Raw genomic sequence first — 19,292 nt, 5'->3', positions numbered from 1 at the left:
CTCGCGGACTGAGGGGTGCACGAGTGCACATTTCGTAGTGTCTGAACGCATGACTCGCGCGTTTGCGGGGGTGAAGCTGACTGGCGGTCCGGTTTGGGGGCGGGCGGAAGTCAGCGCGTGCGGGTGACCACGTAGTCGCTGACGGAAGCCAGAGCGTCCCGGGCCGTACCGGCGGGCAGGGCGTCGAGATGAGCCCGCGCCCGTGCCGCGTACTCGTCCAAAGTGGCCCGAGCCCGCACCAACCCCGAAGACGACCGCAACAACTCCAGGGCCTCGACCACCAGCTCGTCCGACGCGATCGGCCCGGCAAGAAGAGAAGCCAACCGGGAGGAAGGCTCGTCCGCCAACGCGTACAGCATCGGCAGGGTCTTCACGCCCTCCCGCAGGTCCGTACCGGGCGTCTTCCCCGACTCGGACGACGGCGAGGCGATGTCGATGACGTCGTCGGAGATCTGGAACGCCGCCCCGATGACGTCCCCGTACGCCTGCAACGCGGCGACCTGCGCGGGAGAGGCGTCCGAGAACATCGCCCCGAACCGCGCGGCCGTCGCGATCAGCGACCCGGTCTTCTCCGCGATCGTCGTCAGGTAGTGCTCGACCGGGTCCTCGCCGGGCCGCGGCCCCACGGTCTCGCGCATCTGCCCGGTCACCAGCTCGGAGAACGTCTCCGCGATGATCCGGGCGGCGGCGGTGCCCAGGTCCGCGACCAGAGCGGACGCGTGCGCGAACAGGTAGTCGCCGGTGAGGATCGCGATGCTGTTGTCCCACTTGGCATTGGCCGACGCGGCGCCCCGCCGCATCGTCGCCTCGTCCATCACGTCGTCGTGGTACAGCGTGGCCAGGTGGGTCAGCTCGACCACCGCGGCGGCCTTGACGACGCTCTCGCGATCCCACGTCGACCCGAACTGGGCGGACAGGATCGTGAACAGCGGCCGGATTCTCTTGCCGCCCGCCTCAACCAGGTGCAGTGCGGTCTCCATGACCGGGTGGAACTCGCTCTGCACGACTTTGCGCAGCAGCTCCTCCACCTCGGTCAGGCCGCCCTGCACCACGTCCGCGAGCACGGGGTCCGCGAACCGGAACCCCGCCCCCGCCTGCTCGCTACTGGTCACGCCCGTGAGCCTACGTACCACTAGAAGGCGAACCCGCCGGCACCCGCCCATTCGAGGGCGAACGCGGGCCACACGCCCAGCACCAGCGTGATCGCGGCACCCAGGGTGATCGCCACCGTGGTGAAGGCACCCGGGACGCTCACCGTGGGACCGTCGGCCGCCGGCTCGCTGAAGTACATCAGCACGATCACCCGCAGGTAGAAGAACGCGGCGACGGCCGAGGCCACCAGCGCGACCACGACCAGCGGCGCCATGCCGCTCTGCAACGCCGCCGCGAACACGACGAACTTGCCGATGAACCCGCTGGTCAGCGGAATACCGGCCAGGGCGAGCAGCAGGAACGTGAACACGTGCGCGGTGACCGGCGAGCGCTTCGCCAAGCCGGCCCACTGCGACAGGTGCGTCGCCTCGCCGTCCGCGTTGCGCACCAACGACACCACGCCGAACGCGGCGATCGTCGTGAAGCCGTACGCCAGCAGGTAGAACATCGTGCCGGACAGGCCCTCGGCCGACAGCGAGATCGACCCGACGAGCAGGAAGCCCGCGTGCGCCACCGACGAGTACGCGATCATGCGCTTCACGTCGGTCTGGGTCAGGCCGAGCACGGCACCGATCACCATCGACACGATGGCCACGCCCCACAGGACGTAGTTCCACTCCCAGCTCGACTTCTCGAACGCCACGAACAGCACGCGCAGGATGCCGCCGAACGCGGCGACCTTGGTGCACGCGCCCATGAACGCGGTGATCGGCGTCGGCGAACCCTGGTAGACGTCCGGGGTCCACGCGTGGAACGGGCCGACGGACGCCTTGAACAGCAGACCCACCACCAGCAGGCCGAAGCCCGCGTACAGCAGCGTGTCGGACCGGTCGGTGCCGGCGGTCGCGGTGGCGATGTCGGCGAGCTTGACCGAGCCCGCGTAGCCGTAGAGCAGGGCCACGCCGTAGAGGAAGAACGCGGACGCGAACGCGCCGAGCAGGAAGTACTTCACCGCGGCCTCCTGCGAGAGCAGGCGGCGACGGCGGGCCAGGCCGCACATCAGGTACAGCGGCAGGGACAGCACTTCCAGCGCGATGAACATCGTCAGCAGGTCGTTGGCCGCGACGAAGACCATCATGCCGCCGAGCGCGAACAGCGTCAGCGGGAACACCTCGGTCTGCATGCCCAGCCGGTTGGCCTGCGCCCGGTCCTTGATGGTGCCGGGCAGCACCGACGCCTCGGCGACGAACGCGCCGCCGGGCTCGACCGAGCGGTCCGCGATGAGCAGGACCGCGCCGAACCCGAGCAGCAGCAACGTCCCCCACAGGAACAGCACGGGCTGGTCGACGGCGATGGCGCCGGCGAACGTCAGCTTGCCCTCCTTGGGCGCCGAGCCCGAGTTCGCGTACGCGATGAGCCCGGTCGCCGCGAGGGCCAGCGTGAGCAGGGTCAGCACGACCTGGCTGCTCCACCGCTGGGCCTTGGGCAGGAACGCCTCGACCAGCACGCTCAGGCACGCCGCGCCGAGCACGATGAGAATCGGTGAGACGGCGCCGTAGTCGATCGGCGGGGCCTGCAACTCCTGCCCCTGCTGTGCCAGGAACGTCAGCACGTCACTTGCCTTCCTGCACTGGGTCGACCACGCCGACCTCGGTGAGCGTCGCCCCGACGGACGGCGTGATCACATCCAGCACCGGCTTCGGGTAGAAGCCGAGCAGCACGACCAGCACCACCAGGGGTGCCAGCACGGCGATCTCGCGCTTGCCGAGGTCGGCGATCGTCGCCTTCTCCGGATCGACCACCGCACCGGGCCCACCGGTCGCGCCGACGAGCGCGGTGCCGCGCACCGGCCCCTGGAACACCCGCTGGTAGAGCCAGAGGACGTACAGCGCGGCCAGGACCATGCCGACGGCCGCCAGGATCGTGTACACGGGCTGGTTCGGGTACGAGCCGATCAGCACCAGGAACTCGCTCACGAACGAGTTCGTGCCGGGCAGCGCCAGCGAGGACAGGCCGGCCAGGAAGAACAGGCCGCCGAGGACCGGCGTCAGCTTGGCCATGCCGCCGTAGTCGTCGATCAGACGGGAGCCGCCGCGGGCCATGACCATGCCCACGACCAGGAAGAGCATGCCGGTCGAGATGCCGTGGTTGACCATGTAGAGCACGGCACCGGTGCCGGCCTGCGAGCTGAACGCGAAGATGCCCAGCGCGATGAAGCCGAAGTGCGCGATCGACGTGTACGCCACGAACCGCTTGAGGTCGGACTGGCCGACGGCGAGCAGCGAGCCGTACAGGATGCCCGCGACCGCGAGCACCATGACCACCGGCGTGAGTTCCTTGCTGGCCAAGGGGAACAGCGGCAGGCAGTAGCGCAGGAACCCGAACGTGCCGATCTTGTCCAGGATGCCGACCAGCAGCACGCCCGCGCCGACCGGCGCCTCGGCGCCGGCGTCGGGCAGCCACGTGTGCAGCGGCACGAGCGGCGCCTTGATCGCGAACGCCACGAAGAAGCCCAGGAACAGCCAGATCTGGTGCTCCAGCGGCAGGTCACGGGTGACCGTGACCAGCGTGGCCCAGTCGAACGTGCCCGCGCCGAGCTTGTCGGCGGCGGCCACGTACACGCCGATCACCGAAGCCAGCATGACCAGGCCGCCGAGCAGCGAGTACAGGAAGAACTTCATCGCCGCGTACTGGCGGTTGGGCCCGCCGAACCGGCCGATCACGAAGTACATCGGGACCAGCACGGCCTCGAAGAACACGTAGAACAGGAAGACGTCGGTGGCGGCGAAGACGCCGACCATGCCGGTCTCCATCGCCAGCAGCAGCGCGAAGAACCCGCCGGCACTGCGGCCCTCGGGCAGCCGGTCGGCCCACGAGCCGCCGATGACGATCGGCACCAGCACTGCGATCAGCGCGATCATCACCAGCGCGATGCCGTCGACGCCGAACGACAGGTGCACGCCGAACTTCGGGATCCAGTCCGCCGACGACGTCAGCTGCAGCCGGGCACCGTCGGGGTCGTAGCCGACCCAGGCGAACCCGGCGACGACGAGTTCGAGCAGCGCCACCGTGAGCGCGATCGCCTTGGCGACCGCGTCGTTGCGCCGCAGCAGCCCCACCACGACGCTGCCGACGAGCGGCAGCACCAGGAGCACGATCAGGGTCCAGTTCATTTCGCCGCCTCCGCGGGGAACAGTCCGGCGGTGGTCACGAGAACCTCACCGCCAGCAGGGCGCCGAGCACGAAGATCGTGCCGAGCAGCATCGAGAGCGCGTAGGAGCGCACGAACCCGGTCTGGAGCCTGCGCAGGCGGCCGGAGCTGCCGCCGAGCAGGGCCGCCGTGCCGTTCACCAGACCGTCGACGCCCTTGTTGTCCACGAACACCAGCGCGCGGGTGAGCCACGTGCCGGGCCGCGCGAACAGGACCTCGTTGAGCGCGTTGCCGTACAGGTCGGCGCGCGCGGCGCGGACCGGGAACGACACCCGCAGCGGGCGCTGCACCGGCTGCGGCCGGCGGCCGAAGACCAGCCAGGCGACGACGACACCGAGCGCGGACAGGCCGAGCACGAGGAAGTTGACCGCGGTGTGGTCGAGCACGCCGTGCTGCTCCTGGAGCGCGCCGAGCGAGGGCTCCAGCCAGCCGGCGAGGTTGTCGCCGGTGGAGAACAGGAAGCCCGCGGCCACCGAGCCGAACGCCAGCACGATCATCGGCACGGTCATCGACGCCGGGGACTCGTGCGGGTGGTAGTCGCGACCGTCGGCCGACTTCAGGTCCGTCCAGCGGGCCTTGCCCAGGAAGACCAGGATCAGCAGGCGGGTCATGTAGAACGCGGTGATGGCCGCGCCCAGGGCCGCCACGCCGCCGAACACCCAGCCGCGCCAGCCGTGCTCGGAGAACGCCGCCGCGATGATGGCGTCCTTGGAGAAGTAGCCGGACAGGAACGGGAAGCCGATCAGGGCCAGGTAGCCCAGCGTCCACGTGACGAAGGTGATCGGCATCTTGCGGGCCAGGCCGCCCATCCGCCGGATGTCGCCCTCGTCGTTCATGCCGTGCATGACCGAACCGGCGCCGAGGAACAGCCCGGCCTTGAAGAAGCCGTGCGTGAGCAGGTGCATGATGCCCAGCGCGTAGCCGACCGGTCCGAGGCCGACGGCCAGGATCATGTAGCCGATCTGGCTGACCGTCGAGTAGGCCAGCACCTTCTTGAAGTCGTCGTAGGCGCAGCCGATGAGGCAGCCGATCAGCAGCGTGAACCCGCCGATGCACATGACGACCAGGCGGCCGTCCGCGCTGAGGTTGTAGAGCGGGTTCGAGCGGGCGATCAGGTAGACGCCGGCGGTGACCATCGTGGCCGCGTGGATGAGCGCGGACACCGGCGTGGGACCGGCCATGGCGTCCGGGAGCCACGCCTGGAGCGGGAACTGGCCGGACTTGCCGCACGCGCCGAGCAGGAGCAGCAGCGTCACCGCCGTGACCTCGGCGGCGGACAGCTCGCCGACCCGGGCGAACACCTCGGTGTACTGGGTCGTGCCCAGCTCCTTGAACAGGATGAAGATCGCGATCGCCAGACCCAGGTCGCCGACCCGGTTCATCAGGAACGCCTTCTTCGCCGCGGACGCGGCCTCCGGCTTGTACTGGTACCAGCCGATGAGCAGGTAGGACGCGAGACCGACGCCCTCCCAGCCGAAGTAGAGCGTCACGAACCCGTTGCCCAGCACCAGCAGGAGCATCGCCGCGACGAAGAGGTTCAGGTAGGCGAAGAACCTGCGCCGCCCGGCCTCGTGGGCCATGTAGCCGATCGAGTAGACGTGGATCAGCGACCCGACGCCGGTGATCAGCAGCACGAACGTCAGCGACAGCGGGTCCAGGCGCAGCCCGAACTCCACGTCCAACGCCTCGACCGGCACCCAGTCGAACAGGTGCAGCTCGGACGTCCGCTTCTCGGGGTCCAGGCCCAGGGTGTCGAAGAACAGCACCAGGCCGTACGCGAACGCGCCGACGACCGTCGCGGTGCCGAGCAGGTGACCCCACTTGTCGGTGCGCTTGCCACCGAGCAGCAGCACGGCCGCGCCGAACGCGGGCAGTGCGAGCAACAGCCAGGCGAGACCGCCGATCCCGCTGGCGGCAACAGGTTCCGTCACCGGTGACCTCTCAGTACTTCAGCAGGTTGGTGTCGTCGACGGAGGCCGAGCGACGCGTCTTGAAGATCGCCATGATGATCGTCAGGCCGACGACGACCTCGGCCGCCGCGACGACCATCACGAAGAACGCCATCACCTGGCCGTCGAGTTGCCCGTTGATCCGGGCGAACGTGACCAGGCTGAGGTTCACCGCGTTGAGCATCAGCTCGACGCACATGAACACGACGATGGCGTTGCGCCGCACCAGCACGCCGACCGCGCCGAGGCTGAACAGCAGCGCGGACAGCAGCAGGTAGTACGTAGGGGTCATGACGACGCTCCCTTGGACACGCGCGGGTCCGGCACCACGAGGGCGGTCCACGCGGAGGCGAACGGCGCGCGGCGGGAGACCCGGACGGGCAGTCGCCCGATCGACGAGGGCGGCGCGGACGGCGTGCGTCCGGGCAGCGCGGACGGCGGGGTCACGACTCCCCCTTCAGGGCGTGCGCGTCGGGCTGGTGCCCGGTGCCGGCGACCTCGGCGACGTCGTCGGCGAGGGTCTCCTTCGCGGTCGTCTCGATCAGCGCGGACAGCGACTCCTGCGCGACCGAGCCGTCGGGCAGCAGGGCGGGCGTCGCGACCGAGTTGGCCGTGGCGAACACGCCGGGGCCGGGCAGCGAGCCGACGCGGTCGCCGCGGAAGCGCTCCTCGACCAGTTCGCGCTGGGTCTTCTTGGTCTCGCCGGACTTGGACGTGAAGGCCAGCACCATCGCGCCGACCGCCGCCGTGATCAGCAGCGCGGAGGTCAGCTCGAACGGGAACAGGTAGGTGGTGAACAGCTGCTCGCCGATCGAGGCGACGTTGCCGCCCTCGGCGTTGGGCTGCGCCAGGCCGACCGGCTTCACGTCGGTGAGCGCGCGGGCGAGCGAGCCGACGACAAGGCCGGCGAAGCCGATACCCAGGACGGTCGCGGCGAACCGCTGTCCGCGCAGCACTTCCACGACCGAGTCGGAGCTGTCCCGGCCCACGAGCATGAGCACGAACAGGAACAGCATCATGATCGCGCCGGTGTAGACGATGATCTGCACGAAGCCGAGGAACGGCGCCTGCTGGACCATGTAGAGCACGCCGAGGCTGAGCATGGTGAGCACCAGCCACAGCGCCGAGTGCACGGCGTTGCGGGCGAAGAGCATGCCCAGCGCGCCGGCCAGGGCCAGCGGGCCGAGCACCCAGAACGCGACGGCCTCGCCGGTGGTGACGGTGTCGACCGCCTGCTGCACGGGCTCTTCGATCTGGGCGAGGAGGGCGCCGATCACTGGCCGGCCTCCTTCGCCAGGGCCGGGCCGTTCACGTAGTAGTCCTGCTCGTTCTCGCCCAGCAGCATCTTGTGCGGCGGCTGCTGCATGCCGGGCAGCAGGGGCGCGAGCAGGTCCTCCTTGGTGAAGATCAGCTTCTGCCGGTTGTCGTCGGCCAGCTCGAACTCGTTGGTCATGGTGAGCGAGCGGGTCGGACACGCCTCGATGCACAGGCCGCAGCCGATGCACCGCAGGTAGTTGATCTGGTAGTCGGCGCCGTAGCGCTCACCGGGCGAGTAGCGCTCGTCCTCGGTGTTGTCGCCGCCCTCCACGAAGATCGCGTCCGCCGGGCACGCCCACGCGCACAGCTCGCAGCCGACGCACTTCTCCAGGCCGTCCGGGTGCCGGTTGAGCTGGTGGCGGCCGTGGAACCGGGGTGCGGTGACCTTCTGGACCTCGGGGTACTCCTCGGTGACGACCTTCTTGAACATCGTCCCGAAGGTCACGCCGAAGCCCTTGACGGGATCAAGCATCCCCATTGCCGACCTCCTTTGCAGACACGGTGACCGCGGTGTTCTCCTTCGCCGGTAGCTGCGCGACGGGCACCTGGCGGCGACGCGGCGGCGACTTCGGCACTTCGAGGTCCAGCGGCGGGAGGGGGTAGCCGCCCCCGGTCACCGGCACCGCGTTCGGGTCCACGCGGGCCCGGCGGTCCGGCAGCATGAAGGCGATCAGCAGCACGGCGACCAGCACGACGCCGATCACGACCAGTGCGGTGCTCGTCTCCAAGGCGCCCTGCTCGATCTCCCGGCGCACGTAGCGGGCGAACGCCACGGCCACGAACCAGACCAGCGCGATCGGGACCAGGAACTTCCAGCCCAGACGCATGAACTGGTCGTAGCGCAGGCGGGGCAGCGTGCCGCGCAGCCAGATGAACAGGAACAGGAACCCGAGCGTCTTGACCACGAACCACAGCAGGCCGAACCAGCCGCTGTTGAGCAGGTGGTCGTCGCCGACGAACGGGAACCGGTAGCCGCCGAGGAACAGCGTGGTCGCCAGCGCCGAGACGGTCACCATGTTCACGTACTCGGCGAGGAAGAACAGCGCGAACTTCAGCGAGCTGTACTCGGTGTGGAAGCCGCCGACCAGCTCGGACTCGGCCTCGGGCAGGTCGAACGGCGCGCGGTTGGTCTCGCCGACCATGGAGATCACGTAGATCACGAAGCTGACCGGCAGCAGGTAGAAGTACCAGCCGCTGCCCTGCGACTTCACGATGTCCGAGGTGGACAGCGAGTGCGAGTGCATGACGACCGCGACGATCGACAGGCCCATGGCGATCTCGTAGGAGATCACCTGCGCGGCCGAGCGCAGCGCGCCCAGCAGCGGGTAGGGCGAGCCGGAGGCCCAGCCCGACAGCACGATGCCGTAGACGCCCAGCGAGGAGCAGGCGAGCACGACCAGGACGCCGACCGGCAGGTCGACGAGCTGGAGCGCGGTCTCCTCGCCGAAGATCGTGACCTTGCCGCCCAGCGGGATCACCGAGAAGGCGACGAACGCGGGGATGCAGGAGATCACCGGCGCGAGGAAGAACACCCACTTGTCCGCCAGGACAGGGCGGATGTCCTCCTTGAACGCCAGTTTCAGGCCGTCCGCGAGCGACTGGAGCCAGCCGCCGGGACCGACCCGGTTGGGTCCGGGCCGCTGCTGCATGCGCGCGACGACCTTGCGCTCCCAGTTGATCATGAACAGGGTCATGACCACGAGGAACGCGAAGATCCCGACCACCTTGACGATGATCAGCCACAACGGGTCGTCGGCGAGGAGCTGCGCGGTGTTCATGCGTTGCCTCCGCGGGAGACGGCCACCACTGATCCGTGGCCGGCGACGAGGGTGCGCCGTACGGTGACCTCGCCCGAGTTTGCGGGCAGCCACACGACGCCGTCGGGCAGGTCGGCCGCCTCCACCGGCAGCGTCACCCCGCCCCGGTCGGTCGAGACGACGATGTCGCCGCCGAGTTCGACGCCGAGGTGCTCGGCGGTCGCGACCGACAGCTTGGCGACGAGCGCGCGGGCGGTGGCCGCCAGGTGCGGCTCGTCGGCCTGGAGCGTCCCGTTGTCCAGCAGCCGGCGCCACGTGGCGAGCACCGCCTGACCCGCGCGGGGCGGGGTCGGCAGCGGCGCGACCACGCTCGGCGCGGTCGCGGCGGCGGGCGCCGAGCCCAGCCGCTCGAAGTCCGCCCACGCGGCGGCCGGGGTCTGGGTGAACAGGTCCGCGTCCATCTCGACGGCCAGCGTGTCGAGCACGCGGCTGTCGGGCAGCGTGCCCGTGCCCTCCAGCGTGGTGCCGAACGTCCGGCGGCGGCCCTCCCAGTTGAGGAACGAGCCCGCCTTCTCGACGGCCGGCGCGACCGGCAGCACCACGTCGGCGTGCTCGGTGACCGCGCTGTGCCGCTGCTCCAGGCTGACCACGAACCCGGCCAGCTCCAGGGCGCGCAGCGCCAGACCGGGGTCCGGCAGGTCGTACGGGTCGACGCCGCCGACCACGAGGGCGTCCAGGCCGCCGCTCGCCGCGGTGGTGAGGATGCCGGTGGAGTCGCGGCCGGGGGTCGCGGGCAGCGCACCCTCGGCCAGGCCCCACGTGCGCTCGACGTGCGCCCGCGCGTCCGCGTCGGTCACCAGGCGACCGCCGGGCAGCAGCGTGGGCAGCAGACCCGCTTCCAGGGCACCGCGTTCGCCCGCCCGGCGCGGGATCCACGCGACGCGGGCGCCGGTGCGCGCGGCCAGCGCGGAGACCGCCGAGAACAGGCCCGGCACCTCGGCGGCACGTTCGCCGACCAGGATCACCGAGCCGGGCTTGGCCAGGTCCTCGACGACGTCCGAGGCGTGCTCGGGCAGTGCGTTGAGCGCGGCCGGCTCGCCGCCGGGCACGCAGGCCAGCAGCGTGCCGAACGTCTTCTCCACGGCCGGGGTCGTGAACTGGCCGACGTGGTAGACGCGGGTCCGGTTGCGGCGCGCGGCCTTGCGCAGCCGCAGGAAGACGATCGGCGCCTCCTCCTCGGGCTCGAACGCCACCAGCAGCGCGGCCGGCGCCTGCTCGATGCCCCGGAAGGTCACGCCGCCGGTCTCGGGCGTGCGGCCCAGTACCTCGGCGGTGAGGAACGCCGTCTCCTCGTCGGAGTGCGGCCGGGCGCGGAAGTCGACGTCGTTGGTGCGCACCGCGATCCGGGCGAACTTCGAGTACGCGTACGCGTCCTCGACCGTCAACCGGCCGCCCGCCAGCACGCCGACGCCCTTGCCGTCACGGGCCTTGGCCAGGCCCTCGGCCGCGTGCCGCAGCGCCTCGGTCCACGACGCGTCGCGCAGCTCGCCCGTGGCCTCGTCGCGGATGAGCGGCCGGGTGATCCGGTCGGTCGACGTGACGTGGCGGAACGCGAACCGGCCCTTGTCGCAGAGCCACTCCTCGTTCACCTCGGGGTCGTCGGCGGCGAGCTTGCGCTGCACCTTGCCGCGCCGCCAGTCGGTGCGCTCGGCGCAGCCCGACGAGCAGTGCTCGCACACGCCCGGCGTGGAGACCAGGTCGAACGGCCGGGCGCGGAACCGGTAGGCCGCGCTGGTCAGCGCGCCGACCGGGCAGATCTGGATGGTGTTGCCGGAGAAGTACGACTGGTTGCGGTCGGCCTCGGCACCCTCGATGCGGGCGGTCTCGGCCGTGCCGATCTGCTGCTGGGCGCCGCGTTCGAGCAGGTCCAGGAAGTGGTGGTCACCCGCGATCTCCTTGGAGAACCGGGTGCACCGCTGGCACAGCACGCAGCGCTCGCGGTCGAGCAGCACCTGGGCGCTGACCGCGATCGGCTTGGGGAACGTCCGCTTGTGCTCGTGGAAGCGGGAGTCCGCGCGGCCGTGCTTCATGGCCTGGTTCTGCAACGGGCACTCGCCACCCTTGTCGCAGATCGGGCAGTCCAGCGGGTGGTTGATGAGCAGCAGCTCCATCACGCCCTGCTGCGCCTTGTCCGCGACCGGCGAGGAGAGCTGGGTCTTCACGACCATGCCGTCGGCGACCGTCATCGTGCAGGACGCCTGCGGCTTGGGCATGGGCCGCCCGCCCATCTCCACCTCGACCAGGCACTGCCGGCAGGCGCCGGCCGGGTCGAGCAGCGGGTGGTCGCAGAAGCGGGGCACCACGATGCCCAGGCGCTCGGCCGTGCGGATGAGCAGTTCGCCCTTGGGCGCCACCACTTCCAGGCCGTCGATCACGAGCTTGACGTGGCCTTCCGGCACGACCAGCTCGGTGCTCTTGTCAGGGGCGATCGTCATGCGCCTGCTCCTGCCAACGTCTCCTCGTACCGGGCGGCCGAATTCCGGTCGCACAGGTCGAGGAACTCCTGCTTGAAGTACTTGATGCCACTGGTGATCGGGCTGACCGCACCGTCGCCGAGCGCGCAGAACGACCGGCCGAGGATGTTGTCGCAGACGTCGAGCAGCGTGTCGATGTCGCCCGCCGTGCCCTCGCCGCGCACCATCCGCTGGAGGATCTGGACCAGCCAGTACGTGCCCTCGCGGCACGGCGTGCACTTGCCGCACGACTCGTGCTTGTAGAACTCGGTCCACTTCATGACCGCCCACGGCACGGACACCGTGGTGTTGAAGATCTGCAACGCGGTCGTGCCCAGCATGGACCCGGCCTCCGCCGCGCCCTCGAAGTCCAGGGGGACATCGAGGTGCTCGGCGGTGAACAGCGGGGTGGACGAGCCGCCCGGCGTCCAGAACTTCAGCGGGATGCCGTCCTTCATGCCGCCCGCGAGGTCGAGCAGCTCGCGCAGCGTGATGCCCATCGGGGCCTCGTACTGGCCGGGGCGCTCCACGTGGCCCGACAGCGAGTAGATCTTCGGGCCGGGCGAGCGCTCGCGGCCCATCGACCGGAACCAGTCCGCGCCGCCGTTGACGATGTAGGGAACCGACGCGATCGTCTCGACGTTGTTCACCACAGTGGGCGACGCGTAGAGCCCCGAGGTCGCCGGGAAGGGGGGCTTGAGCCGGGGCTGGCCGCGCCGACCCTCCAGGGAGTCGAGCAGGGCCGTCTCCTCGCCGCAGATGTACGCGCCGGCGCCGGCGTGCACGACGAGGTCGAGGTCGAACCCGGAACCCAGGATGTCCTTGCCCAGGTAGCCCGCCTCGTACGCCTCGCGCACGGCCGCGTTGAGGCGGCGGATGCAGTGCAGCACCTCGCCGCGCACGTAGATCGCGGCGAAGTTCGCGCGGATCGCGTACGAGGTGATGATGATGCCCTCGATGAGCGAGTGCGGGTCCGCCATCATCAGCGGGACGTCCTTGCAGGTGCCCGGCTCGCCCTCGTCGGCGTTGATGACGAGGTAGTGCGGCTTGCCGTCGTTCTGCGGGATGAAGCCCCACTTGAGCCCGGTCGGGAAGCCGGCGCCGCCGCGACCGCGCAGGCCGGAGTCCTTGCACTGCTGGATGAGCTGGTCCGGGTGGGCGGTCAGCGCCTTGCGCAGCGCCGTGTAGCCCTCGAGCTGCTCGTAGGTCTTCAGCGTCCACGAGCGCGGCGACAGCCAGCGCTTGGTGAGGACGGGCGTGAGTTGGTCGACCACTGCGTGCCTCCCCCTACTTCTTTTCCGGCAGCGGCGGGAACTCCGCGTTGTCCGGCATCGCGGGCGCGGTGAAGCCGCGGTCGGCGGCGATCTTCGCCCCGCGCACGGTCTCGGGTGCGGCCGACGGCCCGTCGAGGTCGGCGGCGTCGCGGCCCTCGAAGAAGCCGGCGAGCTGGAGTTCGGCCTGGCGGAAGTCGGTCAGCGCCGCGCCGCGCGTGGGCGCGGGCTTCTCGCCGGTCTGGAGCCGCTGCACCAGTTCCAGCGCCTTCTCCGGCGTCTGGTTGTCGTAGAACTCGTAGTTCACCTGGAGCACGGGACCGAGGTCGCACGCGGCGAGGCACTCGGCGTGCTCCAACGTGATCGAGCCCGGCGTGCCCGGCTCGCCCGAGGTCTCCTCGTGGCCCAGCGGGCGACCCTCGGAACCGAGGTGCTCGCGCAGCTTCGCGTAGATGGCGTCACCGCCGAGCGCCGCGCACAGCGTGTTCGTGCAGACGCTCACCAGGTGCTCGCCGCACGGGCGGCGCTTGTACATGGTGTAGAAGGTCGCGACCGCGCTGACCTCGGCGGTGGTCAGGTCGAGGCGTTCCGCGCAGAACGCGATGCCCGCCTGGCTCACGTACCCCTCGACCGACTGCACCAGGTGCAGCATCGGCAGCAACGCCGAGCGCGGCACCGGGTAGCGGGCGACGAGCGCGTTCGCGCGGTCGACGGTGCCCTGGTCGAAGATCACGGGCTCTTGCGTCTGGGTCATCGGTCACAACCGCCCATCACCGGGTCGATGGAGGCCACGGACGCGATGACGTCGGCGACCATGCTGCCCTCGCACATCGCGGGCATCGACTGGAGGTTCACGAAACTGGGTTCACGCATGTGGACGCGCAGCGGGCGCGTACCGCCGTCGGAGACCACGTGGTAGCCCAGTTCGCCGCGCGGCGACTCGACCGGCACGTACACCTGACCGGCCGGCACCTGGAAGCCCTCGGTCACCAGCTTGAAGTGGTGGATCAGGGACTCCATGGACTGGCCCATGATCTTGCGGACGTGCTCCAGGGAGTTGCCCATGCCGTCGGCGCCGATGGTGAGCTGCGCGGGCCAGGCGATCTTGGCGTCCTCGACCATGACCGGGCCGGGCTGGAGGAAGTCCACGCCCTGCTTGATGATCTTGAGGGACTGGTGCATCTCCTCGACCCGCAGCCGGTAGCGGGCGAACGAGTCGGCCTCGTTCGAGGTCGGCACGTCGAACTTGTAGTGCTCGTAGCCCGAGTACGGCTCGATCTTGCGCAGGTCCCAGGGCAGGCCGGCCGACCGCAGGATCGGACCGGTGATGCCCAGCGCGAGGCACGCGTCGACGGGCAGGTAGCCGATGCCCTGCAACCGGTTGCGCCAGATCGGCTGGCCGGTGAGCAGCTTGTCGTAGTCGGGCAGGCGGGAGTCCATGACCTTGAGGAACTCGCGGATGCGGTTCTCGGCGCCCTGCGGGAAGTCCTGGGCGAGGCCGCCGGGCCGGATGTACGCGTGGTTCATCCGCAGACCGGTCAGGAACTCGAGCAGGTGCAGGACCTCCTCGCGTTCGCGGAAGCCCGCCGTCATGCCGGTGAGCGCGCCCAGCTCCATGCCGCCGGTGGCCAGCGCGACCAGGTGGGAGCTGATCCGGTTCAGCTCCATGAGGATCACACGGGCGACCTGGGCGCGGTACGGGACCTCGACGCCCAGCAGCTTCTCCACGGCCAGGCAGTACGCGGTCTCGTGGTGCAGCGGCGCGAGGTAGTCCGTGCGCGTCACGAACGTGACGCCCTGGGTCCAGTTCCGGTACTCGACGTTCTTCTCGATGCCGGTGTGCAGGTAGCCGATGACGCTGCGGGCCTGGGTGACGGTCTCGCCCTCCAGCTCCAGCACCAGCCGCAGCACGCCGTGCGTGGACGGGTGCTGCGGGCCGAGGTTCATGACGATGCGCTCTTCGCCCGCGGCGTCCGCGAGCACGTCGTCCCAGTCGCCACCGGTGACCGTGTAGACGGTGCCCTCGGTGGTCTGGCGCGACCCGGCGTACGCGTCGCTCGCCCGACCCTCGGCGCTGGTGTCGGTGCCCGTGGTGTAGTCGGAAACTCGCTGCTCAGTCATGAGTAAGACCGCCTCTGGTCCGGCGGGGGGATCTCCGCGCCCTTGTACTCCACCGGGATGCCGCCGAGCGGGTAGTCCTTGCGCTGCGGGTGGCCGTCCCAGTCGTCCGGCATGAGGATTCGGGTCAGGCCCGGGTGTCCTTCGTAGACGATCCCGAACATGTCCCACGCCTCGCGCTCCTGCCAGTCGGCCGTCGGGTAGACGGAGACCACGCTGGGGATGCGCGCGTCGTCGACGTCCACCGCGACCTCGAGGCGGATGCGCCGGCGGTAGGTCATGGAGGTCAGGTGGTAGACCGAGTGCAGCCGCTGCGGCGCGTCGGCGCCGTAGTCCACACCGGACACCGAGCTGCACAGCTCGAACCGCAGGGCCGGGTCGTCGCGCAGGATGCGGGCGGTGTCGACCAGGTGTTCGCGGCGCAGGTAGAACGTGATCTCGCCGTGGGCGACGGTGACCTGCTGGACGGTGTCGTCGGGCAGGCCCTTCTCCCGGATCGCGGCGGCCAGCTCGTCCGCGACCTCGTCGAACCAGCCGCCGTAGGGCCGCTCGGACCGGGCCGCGACGTGCGCGGGCAGCCGCAGGCCGCCGAAGCCCGAGGTGTCGCCGGAACCGGAGATGCCGAACATGCCCTGGCGGGCGCGACCGGCGACGACGCCGCCGTGCGCCTGGTGTTCGGCGGCCTCGGCGGGGGTCAGGTCCGCCGAGGACAGGGCCTCGGGGTTCTTCTCGTCAGCCATCGGTGCTCACTTCTTCGCAAAGCGCTGGGAGGACGGGATCAGGTCCGTCGTCTTGCCGCTCTCGGCGAGCAGCGCGGCCCTGGTCGGCCCGAGGGGCTCGTCCATGATCTTCGCGTGGATCTTGAGGATCGCGTCGATCAGCATCTCCGGTCGGGGCGGGCAGCCCGGCAGGTACATGTCGACCGGGACGACGTGGTCCACGCCCTGCACGACCGCGTAGTTGTTGAACATGCCGCCGCTGGACGCGCACACGCCCATGGCCAGCACCCAGCGGGGCTCGGGCATCTGGTCGTAGATCTGGCGCAGCACCGGCGCCATCTTGTTGGTCACCCGGCCCGCCACGATCATCAGGTCGGCCTGGCGCGGCGAGGCGCGGAAGACCTCCATGCCGAACCGCGCGAGGTCGTAGCGCGGACCGCCGGTGGTCATCATCTCGATCGCGCAGCACGCGAGGCCGAACGTCGCCGGCCACAGCGAGGACTTGCGGGTCCAGTTGACCAGCTTCTCCACGCTGGCGAGCAGGATGCCGTTCGGGAGCTTCTCTTCGAGACCCACGGGTCTTCCCCCTCAGTTCCAGTCGAGGCCGCCGCGCCGCCAGACGTAGGCGTACGCGAACCCGACCGTGGCGACGAACAGGGCGATCTCCACCAGGCCGAACAGGCCCAGCCGGTCCGCGGACACCGCGAACGGGTAGAGGAACACCATTTCGATGTCGAACAGGATGAACAGCATCGCGGTGAGGTAGTACGCGACCGGCATGCGGCCACCGCCGACCACGGGCTGCGGGCTCGGCTCGATGCCGCACTCGTAGGCGTCGAGCTTCGCCTTGTTGTAGCGGCGGGGGCCGATGTAGGGCGCGGCCGTCACCGAGAACAGGGCGAACGCCGCGGCGAGGGCGAACATCAATACGAGGGGGAGGTAGGGCTGCAGCACTCTCCGTCGTCCTTTCCTCGCGTTCGGCCGCACGTGGTGGTGTACGGCCGAGGCGTTTCGCACCCTAAGGGGTGTTCGACCGGCCCACGGAAGTTAGGCGTACCTAACGTTCCGCGGGTCGCTTGTGAAACACTTCACAAGGCATCACAGCCGGTTGTGAAGTGATTCACAAGACCCGGGGGCCAGTGTAGAACGTCACAGTGTGGCGTTGACGGCACCCCCACAATGCCTCTGACCAGCGAATATCCCCATCCGGGCGACGCTTTGCGGAACCCCGAGTGAACGGGGCCACACCAAAACGAAACGGCACCGACTTGTAGCCGATGCCGCGTCCGTTTGTGCCCGGCGATTACGCCGTTGGAGTGAGTTTCGTGGCCGCCGTGATGAGACGGTCGAAAGAATCGCCGTCCTTGGGGTCGTAGAGACCGGCGAGAAGCTTCAGCACCAGCTTCATCAGCGTCTTGCGCGGCAACCCGTACTTGGTCGCCGTGCGCATGACCGTCGGGTTCCCGATGAGCTTCGAGAACACGTTGCCCAGGCGGTAGTAGCTGCCCAGCGCCTGCTCGATGCGGACCGGGTACGCGTGCAGCGCGCGCTCCCGGCTCGGACCCTCCGGCCGGGCCAGGGCCTGCACGACGGACTCGGCCGCGATCCGCGCCGACTCCATGGCGTACCCGATGCCCTCGCCGTTGAACGGGTTGACCATGCCGCCCGCGTCGCCCACGAGCAGCAAACCGTTGCGGTAATGGGGTTTGCGGTTCAGGCCCATGGGCAGCGCGGCACCGCCGATCCGGCCCGTGGCGTTCTCCTCGCGGAAACCCCACTCCTCGGGCGTGCCGTCCAGCCACGAGCGCAACAACGCCCGGTAGTCGGTCGTGCCGTACGCCTTGGACGTGCTGAGGATGCCCAGGCCGACGTTCACCGTGCCGTCGCCCATGCCGAAGATCCAGCCGTAGCCGGGCAGGAGCACGTCGTTCGCGCGGTCCCACAACTCCAGGTGCGACTCCAGGAAGTCGTCCTTCGTGCGCGGGCTGTCGTAGTACCGCCGCACGGCCACGCCCATCGGCTTGGCGTCGTCCTTCTGGATGCCCACGGACAGCGCCAGCCGCGCGCTCACGCCGTCGCAGCCCAGCACGAGCGGCGCCCGGTACGAGACCGGCGCCTTCTCCTTGCCCTGCTTGCCCTCCACGCCCACGACGCGTCCGTTGTGGACGATCGCGCCGGTGACCGTGGTGTGCTCGACGAGCCGGGCGCCGGCCTGCTTCGCGGTGTTCGCGAGCAGCTCGTCGAAGTCCTGCCGCGGGCGGACCACGCCGTAGGGCGGGAACGTCGACAGGTCCGGCCAGTCCAGCTCCAGGGTCACGCCGCCGCCCACGACGCGCAGGCCGCGGTTGTGCAGCCACCCGGCTTCCTCGCGGGTGTCGATGCCCAGGTCGATGAGCTGCTTGACGCCGCGGGGCGTGAGCCCGTCGCCGCACACCTTCTCGCGCGGGAAGACGCTCTTCTCCAGCAGGAGGACGTCCAGCCCGGCACGCGCCAGGTACGTGGCCGCGGTCGACCCGGCAGGCCCTGCCCCGACCACGATGACATCGGCGTCATCGGTCGCTTGTCGCCTGCGGGGAGTCGTCATGACCGCTCCTTGTGCCTGAGTTCACAAAGCCGGTCCGAGTCTACTTGCGGGCTCCTGAAGGTCCGCTCAGAGCGGTTTGGTCGCCCGGTGCAGGGCCACGAGACCGCCGGTCAGGTTGAACCAGGCGACGTCCTCCCAGCCCGACCGCGCGATCTTCTCCGCGAGTGTGCGCTGGTCGGGCCACTCCCGCATCGACTCGGCCAGGTAGTGGTACGCCTCGGGGTTGGACGAGACGAACTTCGCGACGAACGGCAGGATCTTGAGCAGGTGCTTCTTGTAGACCCAGCGGAACGGCCCGAACACCGGCGTGCTCGCCTCGCAGATCATCAGCCGGCCACCCGGCCGCACGACCCGGGACATCTCCTTCAGGGCGGCTTCCGTGTCGTTGAAGTTGCGCAGGCCGAACGACACCGTCACGGCGTCGAACGCGTCGTCGGCGAACGGCAGGTTCAGGGCGTCCGCGGCGACCTTGGGCACCGGCCGGTGCCCGCCTCCCCGGAGCATGCCCAGGGAGAAGTCGGCGGCCACGCACCACGCGCCCTGGGCGGCGAACTCCACCGTGGACACGGCCGTGCCGGCGGCCAGGTCCAGGACCTTCTCGCCCGCGCGGGCGTCGAGCACCCGGCGGCTCCACTCGCGCCACCGGCGGTCGAAGCCCAGCGTCATGACCGAGTTCGTGCGGTCGTAGCCCTGGGCCACGCCGTCGAACATCTCGGCGACCTCGCGGGGGTTCTTGTCCAGACCTGCACGCGCCATGGCCT

18 protein-coding genes are annotated in these 19,292 nt (G+C 69.9%); all 18 read right to left on the bottom strand.

Translation table 11 applies throughout. The annotated features are described in order from the left end of the window. Positions 1–110: 110 nt before the first annotated feature. Positions 111–1,163, bottom strand: a complete 1,053-nt coding sequence (locus F4559_RS00930) for a polyprenyl synthetase family protein (protein ID WP_184675331.1) — start codon at positions 1,161–1,163, stop codon at positions 111–113. After that, positions 1,133–2,704 (bottom strand): NADH-quinone oxidoreductase subunit NuoN, encoded by a 1,572-nt coding sequence (gene nuoN, locus F4559_RS00925; protein ID WP_184665699.1) that lies wholly within the window; start codon positions 2,702–2,704, stop codon positions 1,133–1,135. The genes F4559_RS00930 and nuoN overlap by 31 nt, the downstream gene beginning before the upstream one ends. 1 nt (position 2,705) lies before the next feature. Continuing rightward, positions 2,706–4,265: an NADH-quinone oxidoreductase subunit M gene (locus tag F4559_RS00920; RefSeq protein ID WP_184665698.1), complete on the bottom strand. Its 1,560-nt coding sequence runs from the start codon at positions 4,263–4,265 to the stop codon at positions 2,706–2,708. Between the two features lie 34 nt (positions 4,266–4,299). Next, a complete protein-coding gene (gene nuoL, locus F4559_RS00915; protein ID WP_376774616.1) occupies positions 4,300–6,234 on the bottom strand; it encodes an NADH-quinone oxidoreductase subunit L in 1,935 nt (644 codons plus the stop codon). A gap of 10 nt (positions 6,235–6,244) precedes the next feature. Then, a complete protein-coding gene (gene nuoK, locus F4559_RS00910) occupies positions 6,245–6,544 on the bottom strand; it encodes an NADH-quinone oxidoreductase subunit NuoK (RefSeq protein ID WP_184665697.1) in 300 nt (99 codons plus the stop codon). After that, complete coding sequence (locus F4559_RS00905; RefSeq protein WP_184665696.1) at positions 6,541–6,699, bottom strand: hypothetical protein; 159 nt, start codon at positions 6,697–6,699, stop codon at positions 6,541–6,543. The genes nuoK and F4559_RS00905 overlap by 4 nt, the downstream gene beginning before the upstream one ends. Continuing rightward, entirely contained in the window at positions 6,696–7,529 is an 834-nt protein-coding gene (locus F4559_RS00900) for an NADH-quinone oxidoreductase subunit J (protein WP_312865421.1), read from the bottom strand. The genes F4559_RS00905 and F4559_RS00900 overlap by 4 nt, the downstream gene beginning before the upstream one ends. After that, positions 7,526–8,047, bottom strand: coding sequence for an NADH-quinone oxidoreductase subunit NuoI (gene nuoI / locus F4559_RS00895; RefSeq protein ID WP_184665695.1), 522 nt, complete (start codon positions 8,045–8,047; stop codon positions 7,526–7,528). Before nuoI ends, F4559_RS00900 begins: the two co-directional genes overlap by 4 nt. Next, on the bottom strand, positions 8,034–9,347 hold the full coding sequence (nuoH, locus tag F4559_RS00890) for an NADH-quinone oxidoreductase subunit NuoH (RefSeq protein WP_184665694.1): 1,314 nt from the start codon (positions 9,345–9,347) through the stop codon (positions 8,034–8,036). The genes nuoI and nuoH overlap by 14 nt, the downstream gene beginning before the upstream one ends. Further along, complete coding sequence (locus F4559_RS00885; protein WP_184665693.1) at positions 9,344–11,821, bottom strand: NADH-quinone oxidoreductase subunit G; 2,478 nt, start codon at positions 11,819–11,821, stop codon at positions 9,344–9,346. Before F4559_RS00885 ends, nuoH begins: the two co-directional genes overlap by 4 nt. Then, positions 11,818–13,113, bottom strand: a complete 1,296-nt coding sequence (gene nuoF / locus F4559_RS00880; protein ID WP_184665692.1) for an NADH-quinone oxidoreductase subunit NuoF — start codon at positions 13,111–13,113, stop codon at positions 11,818–11,820. The genes F4559_RS00885 and nuoF overlap by 4 nt, the downstream gene beginning before the upstream one ends. 13 nt (positions 13,114–13,126) lie before the next feature. Then, positions 13,127–13,864 carry an NADH-quinone oxidoreductase subunit NuoE gene (gene nuoE / locus F4559_RS00875; protein WP_184665691.1) on the bottom strand — a complete coding sequence of 246 codons (738 nt, stop codon included), beginning with the start codon at positions 13,862–13,864 and terminating at the stop codon, positions 13,127–13,129. Further along, on the bottom strand, positions 13,861–15,231 hold the full coding sequence (locus F4559_RS00870; RefSeq protein ID WP_184665690.1) for an NADH-quinone oxidoreductase subunit D: 1,371 nt from the start codon (positions 15,229–15,231) through the stop codon (positions 13,861–13,863). The genes nuoE and F4559_RS00870 overlap by 4 nt, the downstream gene beginning before the upstream one ends. After that, the gene (locus tag F4559_RS00865; protein ID WP_184665689.1) at positions 15,228–15,968 is read right to left on the bottom strand and encodes an NADH-quinone oxidoreductase subunit C; all 741 of its coding nucleotides are present in this window, start codon (positions 15,966–15,968) and stop codon (positions 15,228–15,230) included. Before F4559_RS00865 ends, F4559_RS00870 begins: the two co-directional genes overlap by 4 nt. Positions 15,969–15,974: 6 nt before the next feature. Next, entirely contained in the window at positions 15,975–16,523 is a 549-nt protein-coding gene (locus tag F4559_RS00860) for a NuoB/complex I 20 kDa subunit family protein (RefSeq protein ID WP_184665688.1), read from the bottom strand. A 12-nt stretch (positions 16,524–16,535) separates the two neighbouring features. Continuing rightward, on the bottom strand, positions 16,536–16,901 hold the full coding sequence (locus F4559_RS00855) for an NADH-quinone oxidoreductase subunit A (protein ID WP_184665687.1): 366 nt from the start codon (positions 16,899–16,901) through the stop codon (positions 16,536–16,538). Between the two features lie 349 nt (positions 16,902–17,250). Then, entirely contained in the window at positions 17,251–18,531 is a 1,281-nt protein-coding gene (locus F4559_RS00850) for a geranylgeranyl reductase family protein (protein ID WP_184665686.1), read from the bottom strand. 66 nt (positions 18,532–18,597) lie between these two features. Then, complete coding sequence (locus F4559_RS00845; RefSeq protein ID WP_184665685.1) at positions 18,598–19,287, bottom strand: demethylmenaquinone methyltransferase; 690 nt, start codon at positions 19,285–19,287, stop codon at positions 18,598–18,600. Positions 19,288–19,292: the final 5 nt, after the last annotated feature.

The sequence above is a fragment of the Saccharothrix violaceirubra genome (genome assembly GCF_014203755.1).
GTDB lineage: Bacteria > Actinomycetota > Actinomycetes > Mycobacteriales > Pseudonocardiaceae > Actinosynnema > Actinosynnema violaceirubrum.
The sequence above is the reverse complement of the archived record's forward strand: the minus strand, read 5'-3'. Positions and strand labels throughout refer to the sequence as shown.

What these genes read in the sequence shown, in the direction of transcription:
- nuoI (WP_184665695.1), bottom strand. Translation starts at nt 8,047, where the DNA reads ATGGGGATGCTTGATCCCGTCAAGGGCTTCGGCGTGACCTTCGGGACG.
- F4559_RS00930 (WP_184675331.1), bottom strand. Translation starts at nt 1,163, where the DNA reads ATGGGCGGGTGCCGGCGGGTTCGCCTTCTAGTGGTACGTAGGCTCACG.
- F4559_RS00920 (WP_184665698.1), bottom strand. Translation starts at nt 4,265, where the DNA reads ATGAACTGGACCCTGATCGTGCTCCTGGTGCTGCCGCTCGTCGGCAGC.
- F4559_RS00870 (WP_184665690.1), bottom strand. Translation starts at nt 15,231, where the DNA reads ATGACTGAGCAGCGAGTTTCCGACTACACCACGGGCACCGACACCAGC.
- nuoE (WP_184665691.1), bottom strand. Translation starts at nt 13,864, where the DNA reads ATGACCCAGACGCAAGAGCCCGTGATCTTCGACCAGGGCACCGTCGAC.
- nuoH (WP_184665694.1), bottom strand. Translation starts at nt 9,347, where the DNA reads ATGAACACCGCGCAGCTCCTCGCCGACGACCCGTTGTGGCTGATCATC.
- F4559_RS00850 (WP_184665686.1), bottom strand. Translation starts at nt 18,531, where the DNA reads ATGACGACTCCCCGCAGGCGACAAGCGACCGATGACGCCGATGTCATC.
- nuoK (WP_184665697.1), bottom strand. Translation starts at nt 6,544, where the DNA reads ATGACCCCTACGTACTACCTGCTGCTGTCCGCGCTGCTGTTCAGCCTC.
- F4559_RS00845 (WP_184665685.1), bottom strand. Translation starts at nt 19,287, where the DNA reads ATGGCGCGTGCAGGTCTGGACAAGAACCCCCGCGAGGTCGCCGAGATG.
- F4559_RS00865 (WP_184665689.1), bottom strand. Translation starts at nt 15,968, where the DNA reads ATGGCTGACGAGAAGAACCCCGAGGCCCTGTCCTCGGCGGACCTGACC.
- F4559_RS00885 (WP_184665693.1), bottom strand. Translation starts at nt 11,821, where the DNA reads ATGACGATCGCCCCTGACAAGAGCACCGAGCTGGTCGTGCCGGAAGGC.